Origin of the sequence: Citrobacter sp. Cpo071, from assembly GCF_030332765.1 — a bacterium.
Taxonomy (GTDB): domain Bacteria; phylum Pseudomonadota; class Gammaproteobacteria; order Enterobacterales; family Enterobacteriaceae; genus Citrobacter; species Citrobacter portucalensis.
In genome coordinates this window covers 51,990-74,908 of sequence record NZ_JAOWHE010000070.1, presented here as the reverse complement: position 1 = coordinate 74,908, position 22,919 = coordinate 51,990, and the positions used below count along the sequence as shown (strand labels likewise).

General features: G+C 52.1%; 27 protein-coding genes and 1 pseudogene. 7 read left to right on the top strand and 21 right to left on the bottom strand.

The features are described from left to right. The first annotated feature begins 79 nt into the window (after positions 1–79). On the top strand, positions 80–991 hold the full coding sequence (locus OGY09_RS06410; protein ID WP_100272212.1) for a DUF808 domain-containing protein: 912 nt from the start codon (positions 80–82) through the stop codon (positions 989–991). A gap of 77 nt (positions 992–1,068) precedes the next feature. Next, positions 1,069–1,254 carry a YodC family protein gene (locus OGY09_RS06405; protein WP_003834060.1) on the top strand — a complete coding sequence of 62 codons (186 nt, stop codon included), beginning with the start codon at positions 1,069–1,071 and terminating at the stop codon, positions 1,252–1,254. 206 nt (positions 1,255–1,460) lie between these two features. On the opposite strand, the gene yodD is transcribed toward OGY09_RS06405, so the two are convergent. Next, a complete protein-coding gene (gene yodD, locus OGY09_RS06400) occupies positions 1,461–1,688 on the bottom strand; it encodes a YodD family peroxide/acid resistance protein (protein ID WP_003030417.1) in 228 nt (75 codons plus the stop codon). A 163-nt stretch (positions 1,689–1,851) separates the two neighbouring features. On the opposite strand from yodD, the gene dsrB reads away from it, so the two are divergent. Next, a complete protein-coding gene (dsrB, locus tag OGY09_RS06395; protein WP_003030419.1) occupies positions 1,852–2,040 on the top strand; it encodes a protein DsrB in 189 nt (62 codons plus the stop codon). A gap of 54 nt (positions 2,041–2,094) precedes the next feature. On the opposite strand, the gene rcsA is transcribed toward dsrB, so the two are convergent. The 14 genes and pseudogenes from rcsA to fliF form a co-directional block, all read right to left on the bottom strand. Further along, positions 2,095–2,718: a transcriptional regulator RcsA gene (rcsA, locus tag OGY09_RS06390; protein ID WP_003030421.1), complete on the bottom strand. Its 624-nt coding sequence runs from the start codon at positions 2,716–2,718 to the stop codon at positions 2,095–2,097. A gap of 278 nt (positions 2,719–2,996) precedes the next feature. After that, a pseudogene (gene fliR, locus OGY09_RS06385) lies at positions 2,997–3,792 on the bottom strand (flagellar biosynthetic protein FliR). An 8-nt stretch (positions 3,793–3,800) separates the two neighbouring features. After that, the gene (gene fliQ / locus OGY09_RS06380) at positions 3,801–4,070 is read right to left on the bottom strand and encodes a flagellar biosynthesis protein FliQ (RefSeq protein WP_008785117.1); all 270 of its coding nucleotides are present in this window, start codon (positions 4,068–4,070) and stop codon (positions 3,801–3,803) included. Between the two features lie 9 nt (positions 4,071–4,079). Next, positions 4,080–4,817, bottom strand: coding sequence for a flagellar type III secretion system pore protein FliP (fliP, locus tag OGY09_RS06375; protein ID WP_003834056.1), 738 nt, complete (start codon positions 4,815–4,817; stop codon positions 4,080–4,082). Further along, complete coding sequence (gene fliO / locus OGY09_RS06370; RefSeq protein WP_100272213.1) at positions 4,817–5,194, bottom strand: flagellar biosynthetic protein FliO; 378 nt, start codon at positions 5,192–5,194, stop codon at positions 4,817–4,819. Before fliO ends, fliP begins: the two co-directional genes overlap by 1 nt. Further along, entirely contained in the window at positions 5,194–5,607 is a 414-nt protein-coding gene (fliN, locus tag OGY09_RS06365) for a flagellar motor switch protein FliN (protein WP_003030433.1), read from the bottom strand. Before fliN ends, fliO begins: the two co-directional genes overlap by 1 nt. Then, positions 5,604–6,608: a flagellar motor switch protein FliM gene (gene fliM / locus OGY09_RS06360; protein ID WP_003030434.1), complete on the bottom strand. Its 1,005-nt coding sequence runs from the start codon at positions 6,606–6,608 to the stop codon at positions 5,604–5,606. The genes fliN and fliM overlap by 4 nt, the downstream gene beginning before the upstream one ends. Before the next feature lie 4 nt (positions 6,609–6,612). Beyond that, positions 6,613–7,080 carry a flagellar basal body-associated protein FliL gene (gene fliL / locus OGY09_RS06355; protein WP_003834054.1) on the bottom strand — a complete coding sequence of 156 codons (468 nt, stop codon included), beginning with the start codon at positions 7,078–7,080 and terminating at the stop codon, positions 6,613–6,615. A gap of 104 nt (positions 7,081–7,184) precedes the next feature. Next, the gene (gene fliK, locus OGY09_RS06350) at positions 7,185–8,399 is read right to left on the bottom strand and encodes a flagellar hook length control protein FliK (RefSeq protein ID WP_275399201.1); all 1,215 of its coding nucleotides are present in this window, start codon (positions 8,397–8,399) and stop codon (positions 7,185–7,187) included. Further along, complete coding sequence (gene fliJ / locus OGY09_RS06345; RefSeq protein WP_003834052.1) at positions 8,396–8,839, bottom strand: flagellar export protein FliJ; 444 nt, start codon at positions 8,837–8,839, stop codon at positions 8,396–8,398. Before fliJ ends, fliK begins: the two co-directional genes overlap by 4 nt. 21 nt (positions 8,840–8,860) lie before the next feature. Then, the gene (fliI, locus tag OGY09_RS06340) at positions 8,861–10,231 is read right to left on the bottom strand and encodes a flagellar protein export ATPase FliI (protein WP_003030440.1); all 1,371 of its coding nucleotides are present in this window, start codon (positions 10,229–10,231) and stop codon (positions 8,861–8,863) included. Then, positions 10,231–10,938: a flagellar assembly protein FliH gene (fliH, locus tag OGY09_RS06335; RefSeq protein ID WP_003834049.1), complete on the bottom strand. Its 708-nt coding sequence runs from the start codon at positions 10,936–10,938 to the stop codon at positions 10,231–10,233. Before fliH ends, fliI begins: the two co-directional genes overlap by 1 nt. Continuing rightward, positions 10,931–11,929: a flagellar motor switch protein FliG gene (gene fliG / locus OGY09_RS06330; protein ID WP_003030443.1), complete on the bottom strand. Its 999-nt coding sequence runs from the start codon at positions 11,927–11,929 to the stop codon at positions 10,931–10,933. The genes fliH and fliG overlap by 8 nt, the downstream gene beginning before the upstream one ends. Continuing rightward, complete coding sequence (fliF, locus tag OGY09_RS06325; RefSeq protein ID WP_008785112.1) at positions 11,922–13,595, bottom strand: flagellar basal-body MS-ring/collar protein FliF; 1,674 nt, start codon at positions 13,593–13,595, stop codon at positions 11,922–11,924. Before fliF ends, fliG begins: the two co-directional genes overlap by 8 nt. A gap of 216 nt (positions 13,596–13,811) precedes the next feature. Between fliF and fliE the strand changes: the two genes are divergently transcribed. Continuing rightward, positions 13,812–14,126, top strand: coding sequence for a flagellar hook-basal body complex protein FliE (gene fliE, locus OGY09_RS06320; protein WP_003030448.1), 315 nt, complete (start codon positions 13,812–13,814; stop codon positions 14,124–14,126). Positions 14,127–14,180: 54 nt separating this feature from the next. Here fliE and yedF read toward each other — a convergent pair whose 3' ends face one another. Together yedF and yedE are read right to left on the bottom strand one after the other, a co-directional pair. Further along, positions 14,181–14,414, bottom strand: coding sequence for a sulfurtransferase-like selenium metabolism protein YedF (yedF, locus tag OGY09_RS06315; protein ID WP_000790504.1), 234 nt, complete (start codon positions 14,412–14,414; stop codon positions 14,181–14,183). Further along, complete coding sequence (gene yedE, locus OGY09_RS06310; protein ID WP_032943831.1) at positions 14,411–15,616, bottom strand: selenium metabolism membrane protein YedE/FdhT; 1,206 nt, start codon at positions 15,614–15,616, stop codon at positions 14,411–14,413. Before yedE ends, yedF begins: the two co-directional genes overlap by 4 nt. Positions 15,617–15,801: 185 nt before the next feature. Between yedE and yedD the strand changes: the two genes are divergently transcribed. Then, positions 15,802–16,215, top strand: a complete 414-nt coding sequence (yedD, locus tag OGY09_RS06305; protein WP_003030454.1) for a lipoprotein YedD — start codon at positions 15,802–15,804, stop codon at positions 16,213–16,215. Between the two features lie 40 nt (positions 16,216–16,255). On the opposite strand, the gene amyA is transcribed toward yedD, so the two are convergent. From amyA to fliD, 4 genes are all read right to left on the bottom strand, one after another. After that, positions 16,256–17,743, bottom strand: a complete 1,488-nt coding sequence (gene amyA / locus OGY09_RS06300) for an alpha-amylase (RefSeq protein WP_032943830.1) — start codon at positions 17,741–17,743, stop codon at positions 16,256–16,258. 68 nt (positions 17,744–17,811) lie between these two features. After that, positions 17,812–18,183: a flagella biosynthesis regulatory protein FliT gene (fliT, locus tag OGY09_RS06295; protein WP_008785101.1), complete on the bottom strand. Its 372-nt coding sequence runs from the start codon at positions 18,181–18,183 to the stop codon at positions 17,812–17,814. Further along, entirely contained in the window at positions 18,183–18,590 is a 408-nt protein-coding gene (fliS, locus tag OGY09_RS06290) for a flagellar export chaperone FliS (protein ID WP_032943829.1), read from the bottom strand. Before fliS ends, fliT begins: the two co-directional genes overlap by 1 nt. 15 nt (positions 18,591–18,605) lie before the next feature. After that, positions 18,606–20,006, bottom strand: a complete 1,401-nt coding sequence (gene fliD / locus OGY09_RS06285) for a flagellar filament capping protein FliD (protein ID WP_032943828.1) — start codon at positions 20,004–20,006, stop codon at positions 18,606–18,608. A 255-nt stretch (positions 20,007–20,261) separates the two neighbouring features. Here fliD and OGY09_RS06280 point away from each other — a divergent pair, with 255 nt between their 5' ends. After that, positions 20,262–21,545, top strand: coding sequence for a flagellin FliC (locus tag OGY09_RS06280; RefSeq protein ID WP_032943827.1), 1,284 nt, complete (start codon positions 20,262–20,264; stop codon positions 21,543–21,545). Between the two features lie 79 nt (positions 21,546–21,624). Next, entirely contained in the window at positions 21,625–22,827 is a 1,203-nt protein-coding gene (gene fliB / locus OGY09_RS06275; RefSeq protein WP_032943826.1) for a flagellin lysine-N-methylase, read from the top strand. Positions 22,828–22,919: the final 92 nt, after the last annotated feature.

Sequence of the window (22,919 nt, the reverse complement as noted above, 5' to 3'; positions counted from 1 at the left end):
ACCAGAAAGGTCAGTTTCAGCATGGCGTGTTTTACTTCATACTTATGACTGCAAAAAAATAATATTGAGGGTGAAAATTTTGGCAGGAAGTAGCTTACTGACCTTACTCGATGATATCGCCACGCTGCTGGATGATATCTCAGTGATGGGAAAACTGGCCGCGAAAAAAACCGCGGGCGTGCTGGGGGATGATCTGTCGCTTAATGCACAGCAGGTGTCGGGCGTGCGGGCGAACCGCGAACTCCCGGTGGTCTGGAGTGTAGCGAAAGGATCGTTTGTTAACAAAGTTATTCTGGTGCCGTTGGCGCTATTGATAAGCGCATTTATTCCCTGGGCGATCACCCCCTTATTAATGGTAGGTGGGGCGTTTCTCTGTTTTGAAGGGGTGGAAAAGGTTCTGCATACCCTGGAGGCGCGGAAGCACAAAGAAAGCCCGGAAGAGCGTCAGCAGCGTCTGGCTGCTCTGGCCGCACAGGATCCACTCACCTTTGAGAAAGATAAAATCAAAGGGGCAATACGTACCGACTTCATTTTGTCTGCCGAGATTGTCGCAATTACGCTGGGTATTGTAGCGGACGCACCCTTGCTGAATCAGGTGTTGGTGCTATCAGGTATCGCGTTAGTGGTGACCGTGGGCGTGTATGGCCTGGTCGGGATTATCGTTAAGCTTGACGACATTGGGTACTGGTTGGCAGAAAAGCGCAGCCTGCTTGCCCAGTCGTTGGGCAAAGGGTTACTGGTGGTTGCCCCCTGGCTTATGAAAACACTTTCTGTGGTCGGCACACTGGCGATGTTTTTAGTGGGAGGCGGCATTGTGGTACACGGAATATCGCCGCTGCATCATGCGATTGAACATTTTGCTCAGCAGCAAAGTACATTGATTTCGCTAATGCTTCCGACCCTGCTTAACCTGGTGCTCGGCTTTATCATCGGTGGGATTGTCGTTCTGCTGGTAAAAGCTGTCGCCAGAGTGCGCGGAGTTTCGCACTAATTGTTACAGGACTGATTACGCAAAACGCCTCCTTGTCATCTAAGGTGTAAAGGTTTCTCTTGATACAGGAGGCAGGTATGGTCTTTTCTGTCAGTGAGGAAGTCACCTCCAAAGAGGGTGGCCCACGTATGATCGTTACCGGGTATGCCAGCGGAATGGTGGAGTGTCGCTGGTACGACGGCTTTGGCGTTAAACGGGAAGCATTCCGTGAAGATGAACTGGTGGTGCCTGGCGAGCGAAGACAGCTCTCCCAGGATGCCTGAACATTTGGCTCGACCGTAACCTGGTGATCTCTCACCCATTAGTTATATTTATCATTCCGGTGAGAATTATTTACTTGTCAGGCAAAAAAATTGCAGATAAGGTTTGGTTCACATCAGATTTTCTGGTGTAACGAATTTACAAGTGCTTCTTGCATAAGCAAGCTTGATCCCGACCCGATAAGGGCCGGGATTTTTTTCGCCCTCAGTCAGCGATTGATTTCCGACACGCTAAAATCATGGATATCAAGCTCGAACGCATCGGCCAGTTCATGCCATGTATGGTAATCACGCCCGTCAACGCTGACGCGCTCCGGGTCATCCTGGCTGCGATGAATTTCACTCTCGCAGATTTCGTTGATTGCCTTTAGCAGCGCGTCGACATCGACGCTGACTTCACGTTTGGCCGTATCGCTGTACTCTTTCGCGGTTTTCATCCTCATACCTCTCAACCGTTAAGGATACCGGGGGAGCGTACCCAAACATCAGATACGCACAACTTAAGTATAGACCGTCGATAAAACCCGCAATCGCGCGTGCACAGCGCTGCCAGAAAAAGGAATTTGTTCTACACTGGCACAAAGCCACAGGAGGAAAACTATGAAGGTGAATGATCGGGTTACAGTCAAAACGGACGGCGGTCCTCGTCGACCGGGCGTGGTACTGGCAATCGAAGAATTTAGTGAAGGCACCATGTACCTGGTTTCGCTGGAAGACTACCCGCTCGGTATCTGGTTCTTTAATGAATCAGGTCATCAGGATGGTATCTTTGTGGAAAAAGTGGAGTGACATGAGTTTCGCTGTTTGATTCTGACTGGTGGAGTCGCCACCAGTCAGAACGTCTTAGCGCATATTCACAAAGATACCATTGGTGACGTTATCCGTAAGCCTTACAACGTGATAGATAACTTGCTTATTATGCGTTTTAATCTTTCGTTTTATATTCCCCTTATGGGATGACACCGTCTTGGCTTTGATATTCATTTGATCTGATATCTGTATTGTTCCCTGACCCTCCATCCACATACGCAGCATGCTGGATTCGGTTCGACTTAATGATAATGTCGGCAGATTCACATCAATAGCAATATCTACTTCCTTTTTCAGAATATCGCCAAGTAGTTTATCCAGTGAGTCAGGTTTAATCGATTTAGAACTAATCAATAAATTTTTTCTGACGAGTAGATATTCATCAAAATGCACGTTGGCAATTGCCATAAACACAATAAATAATGTGCTGGGATGCTGATTAATGATTTGCTTTATTTGCTGGCTATTAGCAGGATCGTGGATAAAGCAGTCCTCATTAATAAACACCACAGCGGGTTGTTGAGAGACACAGGCGAGACTGAGTTCATCAACGTTGGAAATGTTGTTGATTTCCCTTTTTTTCACTCCCCGACTTACCAGATATCCGGTTAACCCTAGTCGGGTGTAACTGCATAAATCCATAATAATCGTTGACATGGCATACCCTCACTCAATGCGTAACGATAATTCCCCTTACCTGATTATTTCATCACAACTAAACGGAATAATAACGACCCAAGATGACGCTTTCGCTGTTTTTCAGGCGAATTTACTATCCCGTAAAGTTGCGTATAATTTGCCAGGAAACATCTTAAAGTAAAGTGAATGTTGCGTTATGTGAGTGAGGCAAAAACAAATAAGCCGCGACAGAGATATCCTGGTGGATGTTGTCACTTTTTAAATTTAGGACAATCCTTAGTAAAACAGGATAAAAATTAAGGGTTATTATTTTCCTGGCATTTCGCTGACGATATCGGCCAGTAAATTAAAAATTTCACTGAATAATCGTTCGCAGAATGGCGCAATTAATGGCATTAGCGCCGCCATTAGTGAAATACCTACGGTCAGAGTGAGAGGAAAGCCGATGACGAAAACCGACAGCTGTGGTGCCATGCGATTTAACAAACCAAGTGCGAGGTTTAGCGTGAGCAGTAGCGTCATTACCGGCAGGGCCAGCATTAGCCCGTTGAGGAAAATCAGGCTACCCGCCCGTGCCAGTGCAAGAAACGCATTGCTGTTCACCGGATTGCCGCCGATGGGCAGAGTATGAAAAGTATCTACCAGCAGCGAAATCAGCCATAAATGGCCGTTAAAGGTGAGGAACAGCAGCATGGCGAGCATGTCGATCAGTCGTGCCAGAACCGGCATATTCAGACGGCTACCGGGATCGAAGAACGTCGCGAAGGAAAGGCCCATTTGCAGGCCAATTAATTCCCCGGCGGTACGTACTGCGGCAAACGCAAACTGCATGGTGAAGCCTAATGCGATACCGATCAGGATTTGTTGCATTGCCTGCCAAAGCGCGCCAACAGAAAAGATGGGGACGTCAACGGCGGGAATCGATGGGGCGATAACGACGGTAATCATCAACCCCAGCCCCAGCTTTACCCGTTTTGGGATGGCTCGTTCACTGAGGATGGGGGCCGTTGAGATGAGCGCCAGTATGCGCAACAAAGGCCAGAAGTATAAATTCAGCCAGTGGAGCCACTCAACGCTGGACACCTGCAACATAACGTTGTCTACCCGATGATATAGGGGATATTGCTGAACAGCGTACGCACGTAGTCGAGCAGCAGGTTAAGCATCCACGGGCCAGCAACGATAATGGCAATAAACACCGCGACAATTTTGGGGATGAAGGACAGCGTCATTTCGTTAATCTGGGTCGCCGCCTGCAGAATACTGATGATAAGACCCGTGATGAGAGCGACCAACAGCAAAGGTGCGGCAAGGGCCAGGGCGACTTTCATCGCCTCTGTGCCCATCATCATGACCGATTCAGGAGTCATTTCGCGCCTCTAACTGTAAAAGCTTTGTGCCAGCGAGCCGACAAGTAGCTGCCAACCGTCTACCAACACAAACAGCATCAGCTTGAACGGCAACGCGATTGTGGCGGGCGGGACCATCATCATCCCGAGCGCCATCAACACGCTGGCGATCACCAGGTCGATAATCAGAAACGGAATAAAAATGGTAAAGCCTATCTGGAATGCTGTTTTCAGCTCACTGGTGACATAAGCGGGCAGCAAAATTCGCATCGGCACGGCTTCTGGTCCCTGTAACGGACCGCTGTTTGCTAAGCGCGCGAAGAGTGCCAGATCGGCTTCACGGGTCTGGCGCAACATAAACTCACGCAGCGGCTGGGCGCCTTTCTCCATGGCTTCCTGCATGGAGATCTTCTCTTCGCTGAACGGTTGGTATGCGTCAACGTAGATTTTATCGATCACCGGCGACATGATGAAAAAGGTCAAAAAGAGCGCCAGGCCCAGGAGCACCTGGTTAGGTGGTGCTGAGGGGGTACCCAGCGCATTTCGCAGTAAACCAAAAACGATGATGATGCGGGTGAAGCTGGTCATCATCAGCAAAATTGCAGGCAGGAACGTCAGCGAGGTGATGAACACCAGCGTCTGCACGGGTAACGTCCAGTTTTGTCCGCCGCCCGGCAACGGCTGACTGACCAGACCCGGGAGTTGGGCGAGGGCAACGGGGCTGAAAAGCCACAAGCCTGCCAGCGTAAGGGATAACAAACGGCGCATCAGGATCTCCCAGGACGCTTCAGCAAACTCTTCATCATGGCCTGGAAATCCGCAGGGGAGGCCGTTTTTTCTTCTGCATCGGCAAGTGCCGGGGGCAGGGTGTGCAGGACGTTAATCTGCGAGGCTGTGACGCCCAGTACCAGACGGGCATCTTCGACCTCGACAATCACCACGCGCTCACGTGGACCCAGTGAGGTGCTGGCCGTGACTTTCAGCCCACGCGTACCGGCACTTTTGGGGGCAAACCCCAGACGTTTTATGACCCAGGCCGCCGCCAGGATCAAGACGATGATCCCGAGCAGCGCGCCGCTTACCTGCACCAGCGGTGAGCCGGGAACGGCGGCGGGTTGAGAAACGGTAGCCTGGGTATTCATGATTAACGGCTCAGGCGGCGCATACGTTCAGACGGGGTGATAATGTCAGTGATACGCACACCGTATTTATCCGCGACCACGACGACTTCGCCCTGGGCAATCAGATAACCGTTGATCAGAATATCCAGCGGTTCGCCTGCCAGACCATCCAGTGCGACAACCGATCCCTGCGTCAGACGCAGCAGCTCTTTGATGGTCATGCGGGTACGGCCCAGTTCGACGGTCAGCTTGACCGGAATGTCCATGATCAGGTCGATGTCCTGCAAAGCACCGCTGACGTCGCCGCCACCTAACTGCTGGAATACCGCATCGGCCGCACTTTTGGTGGGCGTGGTTTTTTGCTCGTTTAACGCGTCAGCCCACAGATCGTCCAATGCGCCAGTGTTCTCATCGGACGGATTATTCATATCACTCATTTGGGCTGTTCCTCATTCAGCGAATTCAAAATCGGGTTTATCAGATGTTCTACGCGTAACGCATACTGACCGTTTACGGTGCCATACTGGCTGGTCAGCACAGGCACGCCGTCCACATGAGCAATAATGCGGTCGGGTTTTTCAATCGGCAGTACATCGCCGGGTTTCAGTTTTAAAATCTGGGATAGCCGCAGCGGAATATCGGCAAAGTTTGCCACCAGCTCCAGCTCAGAATGCTGAACCTGACGCACCAGATTATTGCGCCAGTTCTGATCTTCATTACGCGAGTTTTCCAGCGGCGGGTTCACCAGCAGCTCACGCAACGGTTCAATCATGCTGAATGGCAGACAGATGTTAAATTCACCGGTCAGGTTGCCAATTTCAACGTGGAACGGAGTGTTCACCACAATGTCGTTAGGAGAAGTGGTGATATTGGTAAATTTCACCTGCATCTCGGAACGAACGTATTCCACTTCCAGCGGGTTGATGGCCTTCCACGCGTCGCTGTAGCTTTCCAGCGCCAGCTTCAGCATGCGGTTGATAACGCGCTGTTCCGTGTGCGTAAATTCGCGGCCTTCGACTTTCGTCGGGAAACGACCGTCACCGCCAAACAGGTTGTCTACGGCGATAAATACCAGACTCGGTGAGAACACCACCAGACCCGTACCGCGCAGCGGCTTCAGGTGGATTAAGTTCAGGTTGGTCGGAACCGGTAAGTTGCGCGCAAATTCATGGTATGGCTGGATACGGATCGCACCCACGGTAATATCCGGGCTACGGCGCAACAGGTTAAATAATCCCATTCGGAACTGGCGCGCAAAGCGTTCGTTAATGATCTCCAACGCCTGTAAACGCTCACGTACCACGCGACGCTGAGTGTTGGGATCATAAGGACGAATATCGCTTTCTTTTGCGATACCTGAAATGGGTTCGTCTTTGGTTTCGCTATCGCCGTTGAGCAATGCGTCGATTTCAGCCTGAGAAAGAATACTGTCGCCCATGTCTTTACCGCAGAATAAAAGCTGTATAAAGAACGTCGGTGACAACCTGTTTCGGCTGCCCGACAACGAGCGGAGTCGCCAGCGTCTCTTTGATGGCGGTAATCAGCTGTTGCTTACCTTCCTCGGTGGCGAGTGTGGCTGCATTCTGACGAGAGAACAGCAGCAGCAGGCGGCTGCGCACTTCCGGCAGATATTCGTTAAGACGTGAACGTGTCGCCTCATCTTTCATGCGCAGCGTGATACCGATATACAGCACACGATCTGCATCACCCAGATTGACGGTAAAGGTATCCAACGCAAAGAATACCGGGGCTGGCGGTGGAGGCGGTTCCGCTTTGACGCTGGCGGACGGCTGCTGCTGCATGCGCCAGTAGCTATAACCCGCAGTTGCGCAGGCGGCGAGGGTAATTAATACCAGCAGAGGGATCCAAATAGCGCGTTTACTTTTTTTGTTAATCGCGGAGTCAGTCATCAGATACGGGCTTCCTGTTTCGGTACAGCTTATGGGCTGATTATCCCGTGTCCTGTCCACGACAAAGCGTGGAAAAGACGCGGATAATCATGCTACCTCTGGCGTTAGGCGAAGATGTCTACTGCGCCATCGCCGCGGGCAGCGGCTTGCAGCGAGGCTGGGGTTGCCAGTATTGCGTCATCTTCAGCGGCAAAAAAGTCTTGTCCTTGAGCGCGACCAGCCTGCTGTTGCTGCCCGGAAGACTGCTGATGGCCAGCGAAGCTTTCACTGCTGATGTTGCTTTGCCCCAATTGGATCCCGCTTTCAGCCAACTGCGTACGCAGCATCGGTAATGCGGCTTCCAGTGCGGCGCGCACGTGACTGTGCGGTGAAACCATTTGCAACTGCGCGAGGTTGTCGTCCAGCTTGAGGGAAATATGTACCTGACCCAGGTCCTGCGGATGCAGACGCAGCTCTGCGCTTTGCTGGCCCTGGCGCGTGAACAATGTGACGTGCTGGCTCAGTGATTGCTGCCATTCATGGCTACCTAACGGAGCGCTTAACACCGGCGCGGCCGTCGGTAACGGTTGTGCGTGTGTTTGTGGACCACTTAGCGGGGTCGCAGTCATGCCAATGCTGGTCGGTGACGGGGTGCTGTCGATTTCAGCTCTGGCGTTCGCCGCCGCCGTCAGCGGGGTTAGTGCTGGATTGTTTGCCTGATTAGCACCACCGCCAGCAATTGTGACATCCGCTTTGCCTTTTTTGGCATCACCCGGCAGCAATTCGTCTGCATTATCAGTCGTCGCGCCGTGTACCGCGCCACGTGACAACACCGAAAGCGTGGCATCAACCGGGGCTGGTGCGCTGTCGACGGCAGGCGTAGCCAGCGGTTGTCCTGGCAGCATGGCGAACAACGCGCTCAGGTTGGCGAGATCGTCATCACTCAGCGTAGTGTTTTTTTCGTCCTGCTGAGCGACTTTGCCCAGCGTCGTCAGGGCATTAGATTTCAGTGAAGGTGTGAGAGCAGACAACAGTTGCTGAGCGTCTGTCATGTCGGCAAGAGAAGTCTCGGTTTGTAGCTCCTGTTGCGCCAGCAGATCGGTTAATTTGACCGACTGTGCGGCATCGCCATTTTTTTGCAGTAACCCTTTTTGCAGCTTACTGCTGGCCGCCTGTAAGTCGGCAAGCGACAGCGGAACGTCTTTACCCTGCGCGTCGCCCGCACCTAATGCGCCAGCCAGCAGCGCTAAAAAATCCTCGGGTGAATCTACCGCTTTGCCTGACTGAAGACCTGCGGCTACGTCGGTGTCGGTGGTAATCAGTTGGGGTAAAGTAATCATTCGGGTTTCCTCATAGCTGCGCGCTGAGCAAATTCATCCATTTTTTTCTGATCCAGACGGTTTTCGGCCAGTAACGCCGCCGAGGTTTGTCTGTCCTGCAACGTCTGCCACGCCTGTAATCGTTGTTTTTTGTCGCGCCAACTGTTCAAAGCCATGTCCACTTTTTGCGTCCACTGATTGAGCTGTTGGCGGTGTTGCTCAATCGCTTTTTCCAGCGTCTGAATAAATTGCTGGTAGTTAATCCAGCGATTGCTGGTAATACCCTGGCCCATATCGGTATTCAGATTGTTGCGATACTCATGCTGATAATCGATCAGCATTTTTAACTGTTCTTCCGCCTGCTGACAGCCACGACGCATCTCTCCTAATAAGACAGCGGCGTCATCTACCTCTTTTTCAGCCAGGTCTTTCAGTGTTGCTAACGCACCATGTTGTGCCATGACCTATGCTCTCCTGCTTAATCACACACCAGGGAAAATCAGTTCTAAAGCTTGTAGAGAATCTTCCCAGTCAGCCCGTTCAAAGATGCCTTGCTGTAAAAACGCTTCCAGCTGTGGCCATAAGGCGATGGCTTTATCCAGCATTGGATCGCTGCCTTTGGCATACGCCCCCACGCTAACCAGATCGCGGTTACGCTGGAAGCTGGACAGCAACTGTTTAAAGTTGCGCACCCGTGCGTAGTGTTTTTCACTAATGAGCGCGGTCATGGCGCGGCTGATCGAGGCTTCAATATCGATGGCCGGATAGTGACCCGCCTCGGCCAGATGACGTGACAGCACAATGTGGCCGTCCAGAATCGCGCGCGCGGAATCGGCAATCGGGTCCTGCTGGTCGTCACCCTCGGTCAGTACCGTATAAAAAGCGGTGACTGAACCGCCGCCGTGAATACCGTTCCCGGCACGTTCAACCAGCGCCGGTAATTTGGCGAATACTGACGGCGGATAACCTTTAGTCGCCGGCGGCTCGCCGATCGCCAGGGCTATCTCACGTTGCGCCATCGCATAGCGGGTGAGGGAATCCATGATCAGCAATACGTGCTGTCCGCGATCGCGGAAATCTTCGGCGATGCGCGTGGCGTAGGCCGCGCCTTGCATACGTAACAGCGGCGAGACGTCCGCCGGAGCGGCAATCACGACCGAGCGTGCGCGACCGTCAGCGCCGAGAATATTTTCAATAAAATCTTTAACTTCGCGGCCACGCTCGCCAATCAGGCCCACGACGATGACGTCGGCCTGGGTATAGCGCGCCATCATGCCGAGCAGGACGCTTTTACCGACGCCGGAACCTGCGAAAAGCCCCATACGCTGACCGCGACCTACGGTTAACAACGCGTTGATGGGGCGTACACCGGTATCCAGGACGTGTTCAATTGCGGTACGTTGCAGCGGGTTAAACGGTGGTGTAATCAGCGCGCCGGTTTCGGTGGTATCCGGGGCGGGCAGTCCGTCGAGCGGTTTGCCGCTGCCGTCCAGCACACGCCCCAGCAGAGCAGGGCCAAGCGGCAATTGCTTCCCGCTTTGCAGACCTTCTCCGGCAATGTTCTTCGCGTAGACACGCGCGCCGGGCAGAACGCCTTCGACCTCTTCGAGCGGCATCAGAAACAGACGTTGACCGTTAAAGCCCACGACTTCACTTTCGACTTCCTGGGTTTCGTTGCCATCCTGGCGTTCAATGACGCAGGTGGCACCCAGCGGCAGCTGTAACCCCGTGGCTTCCAGCACCAGCCCGGTTGCGCGGGTCAGACGACCGTAACGACGCACCGCAGGCAGCAGCGACATTTTCTCTTCGAAGTTGTCCAGCGTATTGAGCCAGCGAGTCAGGCGAGTGGTCATTACACGACTCCCGGCGCTGCCAGACGGCAGAGTTCTTGCCAGCGTGTGGCGACGCTGGCATCCAGATCGCCTTCGTCGGCTGAGACTTTACATCCGCCGTGATGCAGCGTGGGATCGCCGCGCAGCCGCCAGCCGTGCAGGCTGAGAGTGGCACCGAGCATCTCCTCCACACGCTGGAGATCGTCCGGATGTACGCGTAGCTGTGGCTTACCGCTAAACAGTGGTTCCTGTTGTAATAACTGTTGGATCTGCTTAATCAGCGCAGCGTTATCCACGATAGGCGTCTGACCAATCACCTGACGCGCAGCTTCCAGCGCCATTTGCATCAGGCGCGAGGCAATGACGCTGTCCAGTGCGTCCAGCGTATTCTGAAACTCGCTCACCAGCTGCTGCATACGGGCATGAATCGGCGCATGCTGCGCACGCGCCTGGTTCTGGCCTTGCTCCAGCCCCTGACTCAGACCTTCCTGATAGCCTTGTTCATGACCCTTTTGTCGACCTTCCGCCAGCCCCGCGTTATACCCTTGCTCATGGGCCTGCATTTGCAGCTGTGCGAGCTGTTGTTCAAGCTGTTGCTCTGCGGAAAGCTCGGGTTCTTCCGTCTCTTCGGACAGCGGCGTTTCGCTGTGGTCGGCCAGCACGAACTCTGCCATCGGTGGGGCGAGATCGTCCGGAGTCCAGACTTTCCACGGCAGTTCGTTAGACATAGGTATCCTCGCCGCTGCCGATCACCATCTCGCCGGTTTCCGCCAGACGACGCACAATAAGCAGAATCGCTTTCTGTTCGTTTTCCACCTGCGACAAGCGCACCGGACCGCGGTTGGCAAGATCGTCGCGCAGAATATCGGCAGCACGTTGCGACATGTTGCGCAGGAACTTCTCGCGTAGCGGCTGTTCGGCACCTTTCAGCGCAATCAGCAGCGATTCTGAATCCACTTCCTGCAGCAGGCGCTGGATACTGCGATCGTCGACATCCACCAGGTTTTCGAACAGGAACATCTCGTCGATAATTTTCTGCGCCAGTTCGCCGTCGAACTCGCGTACGGCGGTGATAACCGCTTCTTCCTGCTGGGTTTTCATCAGGTTGATAATTTCTGCCGCCGTTCTCACGCCGCCCATTTTGCTGCGCTTGAGGTTCTGGCCATCGAGCAGACCGTTCAATACTTCGGTCAGTTCTGCCAGCGCGGCAGGCTGCACGCCGCCGAAGGTGGCGATACGCAGCATCACGTCGTGACGTAAACGCTCGTCGAACAGTGCCAGAATATCGGCGGCCTGGCCCCGTTTGAGGTGCACCAGAATGGTGGCGATAATCTGCGGATGCTCGTCGCGGATAAGGTCGGCGGCGCTTTGCGGCTCCATAAAGTTGAGCGTTTCAATGCCGCTGGTGGTATCGCGGGTTTCCAGAATATCTTCCAGCAGGCTGGAGGCGCGTTCCTCGCCCAGCGCTTTCACCAGCACGGAGCGCAGATATTCGTTGGCGTTGATATTCAGCGCGGCAAACTGTTCTGCTTCTTGCTCAAACTCGGCCAGCACTTCCGTCAACTGTTTGTTGGAGATCTGGCGTACGTTCGCCATCGCTGTACTCAGCGCCTGAACTTCGCGCGTGGAAAGGTGTTTAAACACCTCTGCCGCGCGATCTTCGCCAATGGTCATCAGCAGGATGACGCTTTTATCGGTACCGGTAAGGGCATTACTCATGATCGTTACTCATCCACTGGCGAATGACCAGCGCCACGACGCGCGGATCGTTATCTGACATTTCACGAATACGCTGGCTCATCACTTCTGCACCCAGACGCTGATTCGTACGACGCTGCTGGGTCTGTTCGTCTTTGCTGAGGCGAACTTCTACCGCTTCTTCGGTTTCCTGACGAATACGCGTTTGTTCTTGTACCGCTTTTGCTTCTTCGCTGCGGCGAACCAACTGCGGACGAACAGCCTTACGCCACAGGATCCAGGCAACAAGCAGAACCAGTAACCAACGGCCTGCGGTCATCAACTGATCAATAAAGAACGGCTGTTTCCAGAACGGCAGCTCGCCCATGGAATCGTCGGTCGCCGTGAACGGAGAGTTCACCACGTTCAGGGTATCGCCACGTTTGTCGGAGAAGCCCATCGCTTCGCGGGTCAGATCCTCAATCTGTTTCATCTGATCGGCGGTTAACGGCAGTGGTTTGCCGTCCGGCAACGTTTTATAGTTGACCACCACAGCCACCGAGAGACGCTGCACATCGCCGACGTTCATTTTGGTGTGGCGAATGGTACGGTCGACTTCATAATTGCTGGTTTCATTGCGCTGCGTACTGCGTGGACCGGCATTATTGCTGTTATTTGCCGTCTGCGTGGTTTGCGCATTTTGCTGATTAGCCGGTGGGTTGGCGATTGGCGCGGTATTCGCCGGTGCTGGCTGATTAGACAATGCGCCCGGTACGCCGCCTGGCGCTCCGCTACCGATCTGCTCACTGACGTTTAACTGGCGTGAACGCAGCACGGCCTGGGAATCATCACCGTTTGGACGGTACTGTTCTTCGGTTTGCTCTTTATTAGCAAAATCCAGCTGCGCGGTGACCTGCGCATGTACGTTACCGTTGCCGACAATCGGCGACAGGATCGATTCGATACGGCGTTGAACGCGGCCTTCGACATCGCTGGCGTATTTCAACTGCGCATCGTTAAGATCGCGGCTGCTGGTGTTCGACTGAGTTAGCAGATGACCCGCCTGGTCGACCAGCGTAACGTTGCCCGGCGGTAACCCGGCGACAGCGCTGGAAACCAGATGCGTAACTGCACTGATCTGACCTTCATCCAGTGCACGGCCCGGTTCAAGGTTAACGGTCACGGAGGCTGAAGGCGCTTTTTGCTCACGCACAAACAGCGACGGTTTCGGCATTGCCAGATGCACGCGGGCGCGTTTTACCGGTCCCAGCGTTTCAATGGTACGGGCTAATTCACCTTCCAGCGCACGCTGGTAGTTGACCTGCTCGCTAAACTGGCTGATACCAAACTTTTCCTGATCCAGCAGTTCAAAACCAACGGCGCCGCCTTTCGGCAGGCCTTGCTGCGCCAGACGTAAGCGCAGTTCGTGGACTTTATCGGCAGGAACTTCTATAGCACCGCTTCCCTCAGTAAAACGATAGGGAACGTTCATCTGCGTCAGTTGGGTGACAATCGCGCCACCATCCTGATCGGAAAGATTGCTGAACAGCGTGCGATAGTCAGGCGCTTTGGCCCACAGGACCATCGCCACGATGATAGCGACGGCAGCGGCTCCCGCCACAATCAAAGGAATTCTGGGATTCGCGCGCAGGCGGTTTAACCACTCGAGAGGTTTAAGCTGGGTTGCAGTCGATGCTGTCGCACTCATCTCGCACCTCGTGGCTTATCGTGGACGGCGTTTTTTGCAAAGTGGAACAAGACTCACTCCCGGGTCAGCAAACTCGAAAAATTGACGGTCTCATTATTTGCGGTTTCGAATTTTTCTATGCGTTAAAAACCGTGGTTTTTTATCGTTATTTAACGCCTTTATCTTATTGACTAACTGGTAATCTCAGCTACGTAAAAAATCATCCAGGGGATCAGAATGTCGGCAATACAGGGGATTGAAGGGGTCATCAGCCAGTTACAGGCCACGGCGATGTCAGCAAAAATGCAGGATATGCAGCCACAACCGACCGTGAGTTTTGCCGGACAACTGCATGCGGCGTTAGACAGAATCAGCGATGTGCAAACCGCGTCCCGTACGCAGGCTGAGAAATTTACCCTGGGTGAGCCGGGTATTGCGTTAAATGATGTGATGACCGATATGCAAAAAGCGTCGGTATCGATGCAGATGGGTATTCAGGTGCGTAACAAACTGGTGTCGGCGTATCAGGAAGTCATGTCGATGCAAGTGTAGGGACAACGTGCAGAGAATGTTTGCCGGATAAGCGCAGTGCCATCCGGCAACCAGTTACTTCTGAATCAAATAGCGGATCGTTGGACCATCCTGCTGAATATCCAGCACCGTATAGCCGTGATTACGCGCATCCAGTGGAATATTGTTGATTGACTGCGGGCAATCGCTCACCACTTCCAGAATTTCACCTTTCTTCAATTGCGGCATCGCTTCCAGCGTGGCTACAGCCGGGTATGGACACGGTTCGCCGACCATATCGAGGCGATAATCAGGCACGATATTTTTCATACAGACTCCTTGGCAGGCGTCAGCCCTGCGCGACGGAAGAAACGTTTTTCCCAGCCGATAATCAGCATCAGCGCGGCAAACAACAGCAGATAGGTCACCAGCAGACCGCCGAGCGGACCGAAGGTGTTGAGCAGATTCACTTTGTCCCAGTTGGTGGCAAGCGCGGGAGCAAAATCATCCCAGTAGTAGGCCAGAATGGTCGAGCCAATAACGTTGCCCAGACCAACCCACCAGTAATGCACCTGGCCTTCAACGGCGCGATACATCCAGCCGGTTTCACATCCGCCCGCTAAAACGATACCGAACCCGAACAGCAAGCCGCCAATCACCGCATTCGGACCCGCCCACATGATTTTAGGCTCGACGCCCAGTTGCACGTAGCTAAAGATACCTATGGCGCTGACCGCCATCCCGAAGATGATCGCTTTTGCCATATGGGTGCGACCGGAAATCCACAGGTCGCGGAAGGCGGAGGTGAAGCAGATTTGCGCCCGTTCAATCAGCAGTCCGAACCCAACACCGAACAGCATCGCCAGACCGAGTTTGGGTTTATCCATCGCGGTGAGTAGCGCCCAGCCGATCATGGCGATAAACACCAGCATGCCCAGGCGGAAACGGCGACGGGCCTGATCCGGCTTTTGCGTTAACGGCGAAGCGGCGGAGACTTTCTGCATTTTGACCGGAATACGAAACATTGGCAGCAGGGTAAAGCGTGCACCAAACCAGGAGCCAATGGCTGTGGCCAGCGCAAAAAACCAGGCGTGTAGCGAGAACTGCGGAATGCCGGTGAAGAATGCGGCCAGGTTACAGCCCATTGCCAGCCGTGCGCCGAATCCGGCGATTGCCCCGCCGACTATCGCCTGCATAATGCGCACTCGACTGCGCGGCATGCGTAACTTGACGTTGTTGGCCCACAGTGCGGCAGCAAAACAGCCGCCGAACATACCGAGGATCATCATGCCGTCGATGCGGGTCAGGGGCGAGCCTTCGAGATGGATCAGCTTGTAGTATCCCCACTCTTCGGCGTGCACACCAAACAGTTGCAGGATTTGACCACCCCAGCGGGTGAATTCACCGGTAACGGCCCAGAAGGTTCCCGTAATGCCGAAATAGTAAGTAGAGAGAATACCCGCTGCGATGACCGCAGGGGCGGGGGCCCAAAATTTAATCAACCAGGCCTGTTTGAAGTGTTGCCATGACATGCGTTGTGCCTCTGAACTCAGAAGGTATGTAACAAGAAGTGTGGATACTACACCGTTCAGAATTTTTGACTATGAGTAATAAGAGGTAACACCGTCTGGATCAATCTTTCTCAACGCTGCCGAAAGGCTGGCGACATCAGGCCTTTAATGCCACAATCCCATTTTCTTCGCATGCAGGATGAATGATGAAAAAATTAGCAATCGTTGGTGTATTTCTGGCGCTTACCGGATGCGCCGAAGTAGAAAATTATAACGACGTGGTGAAAACGCCAGCGCCAGCCGGTCTGGAAGGATACTGGCAGTCAAAAGGTCCGCAACGCAGTCTGGTGAGCCCGGAAGCCATTGCCAGCCTGGTGATAACGAAAGAGGGCGATACGCTGGATTGTCGCCAGTGGCAGCGGGTGATCGCGCTGCCGGGGAAACTGACGATGCTCTCTGGCGATCTCACCAACGTGACGGTGAAACGCGAGCTGTACGAGATCGAGCGTGAAGGCAATACGCTGGAATATGACGGTATGACGCTGCAACGGGTGGATCGCCCGACGCAGGAATGTGCTGACGCGTTAAAGAAAACGCCGCTGGCAACACCGCTGCCATAAGCCGTACGCCCCGGTAACCATCGGTCACCGGGGTTGAGCTTTACAAAACGTCTTCAATCACCCACACGCTGACGCTCCCGCCGTTACAGAAAAACGTCGCTTCACCGTTTTCATCGGTGACCACGCTTTCTTCACGATTTCCCAGATAGTCCCGCCAGGTTTTATTGCCATAATTGGTGCCGAGATTGATGGTCTTTTCTCCGTCATCGCCGTTAGACAGCACCACCACACAGCCGGGATCCTCATCCGTGCCGCTGCGGCTAAAAGCGATACAGTTAGGGTGATCGAAAAAGAGCGTCTGTACCCCATGCGCGAAGCGCTGGCGCGCGAGGATCAGTTCATCGAGCTGTTCAATGATCGGCATGTCGATAGGATAAGTTTCGCCATCGCCACCGGTGTCTTCGTAATGCGCTCCGTAGAGGTCAGGGTAAAACACCGACGGTACGCCGTTTTCGCGTAACAGGATCAGCGCATAGGCCAGAGGCTTAAACCACGGCTCGACGGGAGCTTCGAGTGCCTGCAAGGGTTGGGTGTCGTGATTGGCGACGAGCGTGACGGCATGAAAAGGATCGGCCTCCACCAGAGTGTCGGTGAAAATCTGGCTCATGTCGTAATCGCGGCCCTGACGGGAGGCCTCGTGGAATTTCATCTGCAAAGGGGCGTCGAACAGCATGGTTTTCCCCTCCACCTGATTAATGTAGGTTTGCAGCTTATCGACTTCATGGGACCAGTATTCCGCCACAATAAACAGCGGCTTGGGTGCAACCTCCTGCACGTGCTCGATCCACTCTTTGTAAAACCATGCCGGAATATGTTTCACGGCATCTAAACGAAAGCCGTCGCACTGGGTTTGCTCCATTACCCAACGCGCCCAGTATTTGAGCTCCTCAGTCACCGCGTGATTGCGAAAATCAATGTTCTCGCCCATCAGATAATCAAAATTACCCAACTCATCATCAACCTGATCGTTCCAGCCTTCGCCGGTGTAGTCGTTAACGATTTTAAAAATGCCGTCTTCGGTTGGGTTCTCGATATGGTCAATGCCGCTGAAGCATTTAAAATCCCAAATGAATTGCGAGTACTGGCCTGCGCGGGCAGGGAAGGTATAGCGCGTCCAGCCCTCACATTCGATAATCTCATCATCTATTTGCGTGCGATCTTCGGCGTTAACGCGCTGGACGCGGATCTTTTCTTTCTCATCAGCGCCCATTTTGTGGTTAACCACCACGTCCAGCAGTACGGCAATATCATTGTGCTTAAGTGCGTCAATCGCCGCCAGCAGCTGGTTTTTATCGCCGTATTTGGTGGCGACGGTTCCCTTTTGGTCGAATTCGCCCAGGTCAAACAGATCGTAGGAATCATAGCCAACGGAATAGCCGCCGGACGCGCCTTTATAGGCGGGGGGCAGCCATACCATATTGATGCCGATATCATTGAGTCCGCCTGCGCGTTCGGCAAGCTCAGGCCAGAGTTGACCGCCATCAGGGTAATACCAGTGGAAGTACTGCAATAACGTGGGATTTTTCATCTTCCGTGCTCCAGAAGTCGTTTGGCCGACCTCTGGAGTATGGAAGATAATTCAGACGAGACGGGAAATTATTGTGGCGAGGTGGGGGCGTCGGGTACCAGCAGCATGCCGGAAAGACGACCATAGGCGTTATTCAGCGTCTTTTGGCGTGTCGACTGGCCGATGAGGTTGCTGAGCTCATCCAGGCGCTGCTGCAACAACGTTTTGAGCAGTTGTTCGTTATCCAGCGTTTGCTTAATATACCCGGCCACTAAGTCCTGAATACTTCGCGTAATGCCCGGTGGAGTTTGCTCTTCCATGACCACTTCAATACTTTGCAGATAGGTAACTTCCTGTTCCAGTAAAAGGTCCCATTCACCGCGCTGCGCCAGTTCCAACAGCGAGTGACTGAGTAGCGCGATGCGCTGCCAACGGTTGATAAACTCCACGGCTGAGGTCATTAACGAGACTCCTGGGACGACGCTTTCGGTGAGATCTGTTTCCAGGCATCTGCAATGTTGCCGAGTAACTCTTCGACTTCTTCAATGGCCTGACAATCATTACGCAAGTTAGCTTGCAGTAAACGGCGGATCATATAGTCATACAACGAGGACAGGTTAGTAGCGATTTCACCGCCAGTTTCCTGATCCAGGCCGGCTTTCAGACCATTGTCGATAATGTTAATGGCTTTGCTTAAGGCCTCACCTTTGGCGACGATATCGCCCTGTTGCATAAACAGGCGAGCGCGCACCAGGGCGCTGTTCGCGCCATCAAACAACATTTCAATCAGCTGATGCGGACTGGCGCTCATCACGGCGCTTTCCACACTGACCTGTGCATAGGCTTTGGTACCGCTCGCGGTATACATGCTTACCTCGTGTTATCAGGATTTATTCATCGCTGTAAATTGTTGGCCCAGATAGGTACTGGTGTTATTCAGCTTGCTCATCATGCTATCGAGCTGGGTAAACTGCGCCGTATAGCGCGCAACCATGTCATCAATGCTGGCGCTAACTGACAGATACTGTTTGGTCAGCTTTTTCAGCGTGGCGTTAATGCTGTCTTGCGCATTGTCGATAATGCCGTCATCAGCGAGATAGCTTTTTACTTCAGCGGCAATTTTGGTGGTGATGCCGGTTTCCTTGCCGTCGCCCGCCAGCAGTTCGCGAACTGAGGCGGTGTTTTCGTCCAGCGCTTTTTTCAGTTTGGTATCATCGATGGTCATCTTGCCGGTTTTGCCATCCTGCTTGATGCCAATTTCATTCAGCGTCTTAAAGGCACCTTCGCTACCAGAGTTGGCAAACTGCGCGCGAATACCGGTCTGAATGGTACGCACCACGCTATCACCGACCAGCGCGCCGTTATCTTTGTCCTGACCCTCTGCACCTGCGTCTACGGCTTTATATTTGGTCAGCGTATTAAAGGTATCGATCAGTGAGTTATAGGCATCGACCCAGCCTTTAATTGCTTCCGTGGCTTTCTCATTGCTTTTCGTGACGGTGACGCGCGCGTCGGTGACTTTTTTGGTCAGTTCCAGCGTCACGCCCTGCGGGGCATCGGTGACTTTGTTACTCTGACGTTCAATATCGATACCGTTCATCGTGAGCTTGGAGTTTTGGGCCTGAACCAGCTCGGTCATTTTTCCAGTACCGGTCTTACTGTCGTAGGCCAGCAGATCGTTCAGCTTACTGTCGCCGTCAACGGAGATGGTCATCTTGCTGTCCAGACCTTCTGCTGCAGTCAGCACCAGTTTGAACTCGCCATCTTTCACCTTAACGATACTGGCGGAGATACCGCTGTCGGTATCGTTAATTGCCTTGCTGATATCATCCAGCGTGGTCTTATCTTGCGAGAGTTTAATCTCTAGCGGCTCTTTCCGACCCGGCTGTTCAATTTTAATAGTACGAGTACCAGAACCATCACCCAGAGCCTCTTTGTTTGAAGCAACTGATTTGGTACTCAGAGATTGCGCCTGCGCCAGTTGCGTGACGCTGATGGTATAAATACCCGGTGCCGCACCGGCTTCCGTGGTGACTTTCAGATCTTCGGTACTGCTGGTGACATTACTGCTTCTGAACAGCTCCGGTTTATTTAACGCGGTATTGGCCGTCTGGAATTTTTCCAGCGCACTCTTAAGCGTACCGTAGGCCGTCAGGCGGGCGGTATTGTCGGTCTGTTGCTGAGTAATTGGATTTAAACGTTTTTTCTCAGCAATAGTCAGGTTGTTTAGCAACGTGTCCAGTGGTAAGCCTGAGCCTACGCCTAATGATGTAAATGAAGCCATGCCCGATTCCTTGTGATTGCAAACAATTGTTAAGCGGGTTATCGGCAATTTGCGCGCAAAGTTTAATGATAGTTTTGTGAAAATAATGCGCAGAATAGTGGGGCATATAGAGGGTATTTCGCGGGCTAAGAAAAAAAACGACGGAAACTAAAAATTTTCTAAAGTTCGAATTTAAGGTGCCGATACATGGGTTACGGTCAGAAACCGTGGGCAACAGCCCAATAACATCGAGTTGTAATTGATAAGGAAAAGATCATGGCACAAGTCATCAATACAAACAGCCTGTCGCTGTTGACCCAAAACAACCTGAACAAATCTCAGTCCGCTCTGGGCTCCGCTATCGAACGTCTGTCTTCTGGTCTGCGTATCAACAGCGCGAAAGACGATGCTGCTGGTCAGGCGATTGCAAACCGTTTCACCGCTAATATCAAAGGTCTGACTCAGGCTTCCCGTAACGCCAATGACGGTATCTCTGTTGCCCAGACCACTGAAGGCGCGCTGTCTGAAATCAATAACAACCTGCAGCGCGTTCGTGAACTGTCCGTACAGGCAGCGAACGGCTCTAACTCTGAGTCTGACCTGACTTCTATCCAGGACGAAATTAATCAGCGCCTGGCAGAAATCAACCGTGTTTCCGAGCAAACCGACTTCAACGGTAAAAAAGTTCTGAACCAGGATGGTCAACTGACTATTCAGGTTGGGGCAAAAGATGGTGAAACTATCACCATCGATCTGAAAAAAATCAACAGCGAAACGCTGAAACTGAACGATCTGGATGTCACTAAGATCGCTACCACTGTTTCTAAAGGTACAACTGTAAGCGGCGATGTTACTGTTGGCGCCGGCGTAATGAAACCTGACTCAGGTACTGCTGTAACTTGGGGGGGGACTCCAAAACTGTTTAAAGACCCAGCAGCTGGCGGCGGATACGTTATTAAAGACGGTGCAGATTACTATTCTGCGACCGTTGATAATAAAACAGGTACCGTCAGTTATAACACTACAAAACTGACAGGTACTGCAGCTACTGATGCTGCAACTGTAGCAGGTACCGCAGCTAATGAAGTAACCAAAATTCAGAAAGATGTAGCATATAGCGGAACTGGCTTGGGGGCGGATGAAAGCTTAATTTCCTATAAAGATGCAACCACAAAAGATACTAAATTTGCTGTTAAATTGGCTGATGGTACCTTTAAAGATGTTAGCTTTAACAGCACTACGGGTGCTGCTACTAAAGGTACAACCACTTTAACCCCAGACATCAGCCTTGACCCGCTGAAGAAAATTGATGCTGCTCTGTCTGATGTAGACAAATTCCGTAGCTCCTTGGGTGCGGTGCAGAACCGTTTTGAATCTGCAGTGACCAACCTGGGTAACACCGTTAACAACCTGTCTTCTGCCCGTAGCCGTATCGAAGACTCCGACTACGCGACCGAAGTGTCTAACATGTCTCGTGCACAGATCCTGCAGCAGGCAGGTACATCTGTACTGGCACAAGCTAACCAGACCACGCAAAACGTACTCTCTTTACTGCGTTAATCCACCGATTGGGTTACATAGTAGTCAGAGACAATAAAGGCAGCGAAAGCTGCCTTTTTTCTATACTGGAGTCTGAAGAATGCAAGAAATTACCGTTACTGAACCCAATTTTGTGACTACGTTTCAGTGCACTGGCACGCAATGTCGCGATCATTGCTGTAAAGGCTGGAATATACATCTGGATAAGGCAACGGTGAATAAATATGTCTCCAGTAAAAATGAGATCATCAAGAATATTGCCAAAGAGAATATTATTCTGCTTAAAAAAGATATTACGCAGTGGGGGATGATTAAGCTTGCGGATGATACAGGAAACTGCCCATACCTTACCGAGGATAGTCTGTGTCAGGTACAAAAAACATTGGGAGCCCAGGCGCTAAGTACTACCTGTAAAACATTCCCACGTATTGAGCGCATTTATAAAAACGATGTGAGAAAAGCGCTGAGTTTATCATGTCCTGAAGTTACAAGTATTATATTAACAGATCCCCATGCAATGATTTTGAATGAAAAAAGTATCGTTAAGCCTAAAGCTAATACTATGCCAGCACTTTCTCAACAACAAAAGTTGCTGAATCTTTTTTGCTTAAGCCTGGTGGATCAGGCTGGACATGATATCAACGTAGGCTTTTATACTCTGATCAAGTTTACTTTATTTATCGAGAAATTTAAGGCGGTTGATAATACCGCGTTGGCTGAGATTGAACCCGTCTATCACGCACTACTTGAGCAGATACAGTCAGGTGAAATGCGAGAAGAACTGTCGAAATTTTCTGCTGACAAAAATGTTAAAGTTGCTTTAGTGCTCTTGCTTCAGGATTATTTCCGCAGTCTCCCGGTAAGCCGTGCCAATGGAGTACTTAACTATTATATCCAGTGTCTTTTGAGAACATTGTCCCTGGAAGAACATCACTCTGTTGGAGAAGGGGTCGCTAAACTTGAGGCTACATGGCGGAAAGTTTACGAAGAGCAGGAAGAAGCTGGATTCGATCTAAAAAATTTCATTTTGTATAAAATTTGGGAAAACAACTTTCCTAATCAAAAGAAAGTAGACCCGCTTCGTACGCTATACATGATAAGTGTTGAATACTATTTTATTAAAATGCTGATTGCCGCGAGCGCCTACGAGAGAACATACCTGGAGAAGGAGGATGCTATCAATATCGTCTATAGCTTCCATTCGCTAAGTCAGCATAATCCTACTGTACATGAGAACTTCCAAAAGCACATCGAGACCGTCAGAACGGGCGATGACCTGTCGATGATTCATCTCTTGACATAATTTTAACGGGGATGCGTGAAAACGCATCCCTCGCAAGCTAACCATTTGATTTATGTTTGATTATTTCCGATGCGAAATAACGCCATCAGCTA

Excerpts from the sequence above, each read along its gene's own strand:
- fliN (WP_003030433.1), bottom strand. The coding sequence starts at position 5,607 with ATGAGTGATATGAATAATCCGTCCGATGAGAACACTGGCGCATTGGAC.
- fliJ (WP_003834052.1), bottom strand. The coding sequence starts at position 8,839 with ATGGCACAACATGGTGCGTTAGCAACACTGAAAGACCTGGCTGAAAAA.
- rcsA (WP_003030421.1), bottom strand. The coding sequence starts at position 2,718 with ATGTCAACGATTATTATGGATTTATGCAGTTACACCCGACTAGGGTTA.
- OGY09_RS06405 (WP_003834060.1), top strand. The coding sequence starts at position 1,069 with ATGGTCTTTTCTGTCAGTGAGGAAGTCACCTCCAAAGAGGGTGGCCCA.
- fliP (WP_003834056.1), bottom strand. The coding sequence starts at position 4,817 with ATGCGCCGTTTGTTATCCCTTACGCTGGCAGGCTTGTGGCTTTTCAGC.
- fliG (WP_003030443.1), bottom strand. The coding sequence starts at position 11,929 with ATGAGTAATGCCCTTACCGGTACCGATAAAAGCGTCATCCTGCTGATG.
- fliI (WP_003030440.1), bottom strand. The coding sequence starts at position 10,231 with ATGACCACTCGCCTGACTCGCTGGCTCAATACGCTGGACAACTTCGAA.
- fliT (WP_008785101.1), bottom strand. The coding sequence starts at position 18,183 with ATGACCTCAGCCGTGGAGTTTATCAACCGTTGGCAGCGCATCGCGCTA.
- fliE (WP_003030448.1), top strand. The coding sequence starts at position 13,812 with ATGTCGGCAATACAGGGGATTGAAGGGGTCATCAGCCAGTTACAGGCC.
- fliL (WP_003834054.1), bottom strand. The coding sequence starts at position 7,080 with ATGACTGACTCCGCGATTAACAAAAAAAGTAAACGCGCTATTTGGATC.
- fliB (WP_032943826.1), top strand. The coding sequence starts at position 21,625 with ATGCAAGAAATTACCGTTACTGAACCCAATTTTGTGACTACGTTTCAG.
- yodD (WP_003030417.1), bottom strand. The coding sequence starts at position 1,688 with ATGAAAACCGCGAAAGAGTACAGCGATACGGCCAAACGTGAAGTCAGC.
- fliM (WP_003030434.1), bottom strand. The coding sequence starts at position 6,608 with ATGGGCGACAGTATTCTTTCTCAGGCTGAAATCGACGCATTGCTCAAC.
- yedF (WP_000790504.1), bottom strand. The coding sequence starts at position 14,414 with ATGAAAAATATCGTGCCTGATTATCGCCTCGATATGGTCGGCGAACCG.
- yedE (WP_032943831.1), bottom strand. The coding sequence starts at position 15,616 with ATGTCATGGCAACACTTCAAACAGGCCTGGTTGATTAAATTTTGGGCC.
- yedD (WP_003030454.1), top strand. The coding sequence starts at position 15,802 with ATGAAAAAATTAGCAATCGTTGGTGTATTTCTGGCGCTTACCGGATGC.
- dsrB (WP_003030419.1), top strand. The coding sequence starts at position 1,852 with ATGAAGGTGAATGATCGGGTTACAGTCAAAACGGACGGCGGTCCTCGT.
- fliK (WP_275399201.1), bottom strand. The coding sequence starts at position 8,399 with ATGATTACTTTACCCCAACTGATTACCACCGACACCGACGTAGCCGCA.
- OGY09_RS06280 (WP_032943827.1), top strand. The coding sequence starts at position 20,262 with ATGGCACAAGTCATCAATACAAACAGCCTGTCGCTGTTGACCCAAAAC.
- fliF (WP_008785112.1), bottom strand. The coding sequence starts at position 13,595 with ATGAGTGCGACAGCATCGACTGCAACCCAGCTTAAACCTCTCGAGTGG.
- fliD (WP_032943828.1), bottom strand. The coding sequence starts at position 20,006 with ATGGCTTCATTTACATCATTAGGCGTAGGCTCAGGCTTACCACTGGAC.
- fliH (WP_003834049.1), bottom strand. The coding sequence starts at position 10,938 with ATGTCTAACGAACTGCCGTGGAAAGTCTGGACTCCGGACGATCTCGCC.
- fliQ (WP_008785117.1), bottom strand. The coding sequence starts at position 4,070 with ATGACTCCTGAATCGGTCATGATGATGGGCACAGAGGCGATGAAAGTC.
- amyA (WP_032943830.1), bottom strand. The coding sequence starts at position 17,743 with ATGAAAAATCCCACGTTATTGCAGTACTTCCACTGGTATTACCCTGAT.
- fliS (WP_032943829.1), bottom strand. The coding sequence starts at position 18,590 with ATGTATACCGCGAGCGGTACCAAAGCCTATGCACAGGTCAGTGTGGAA.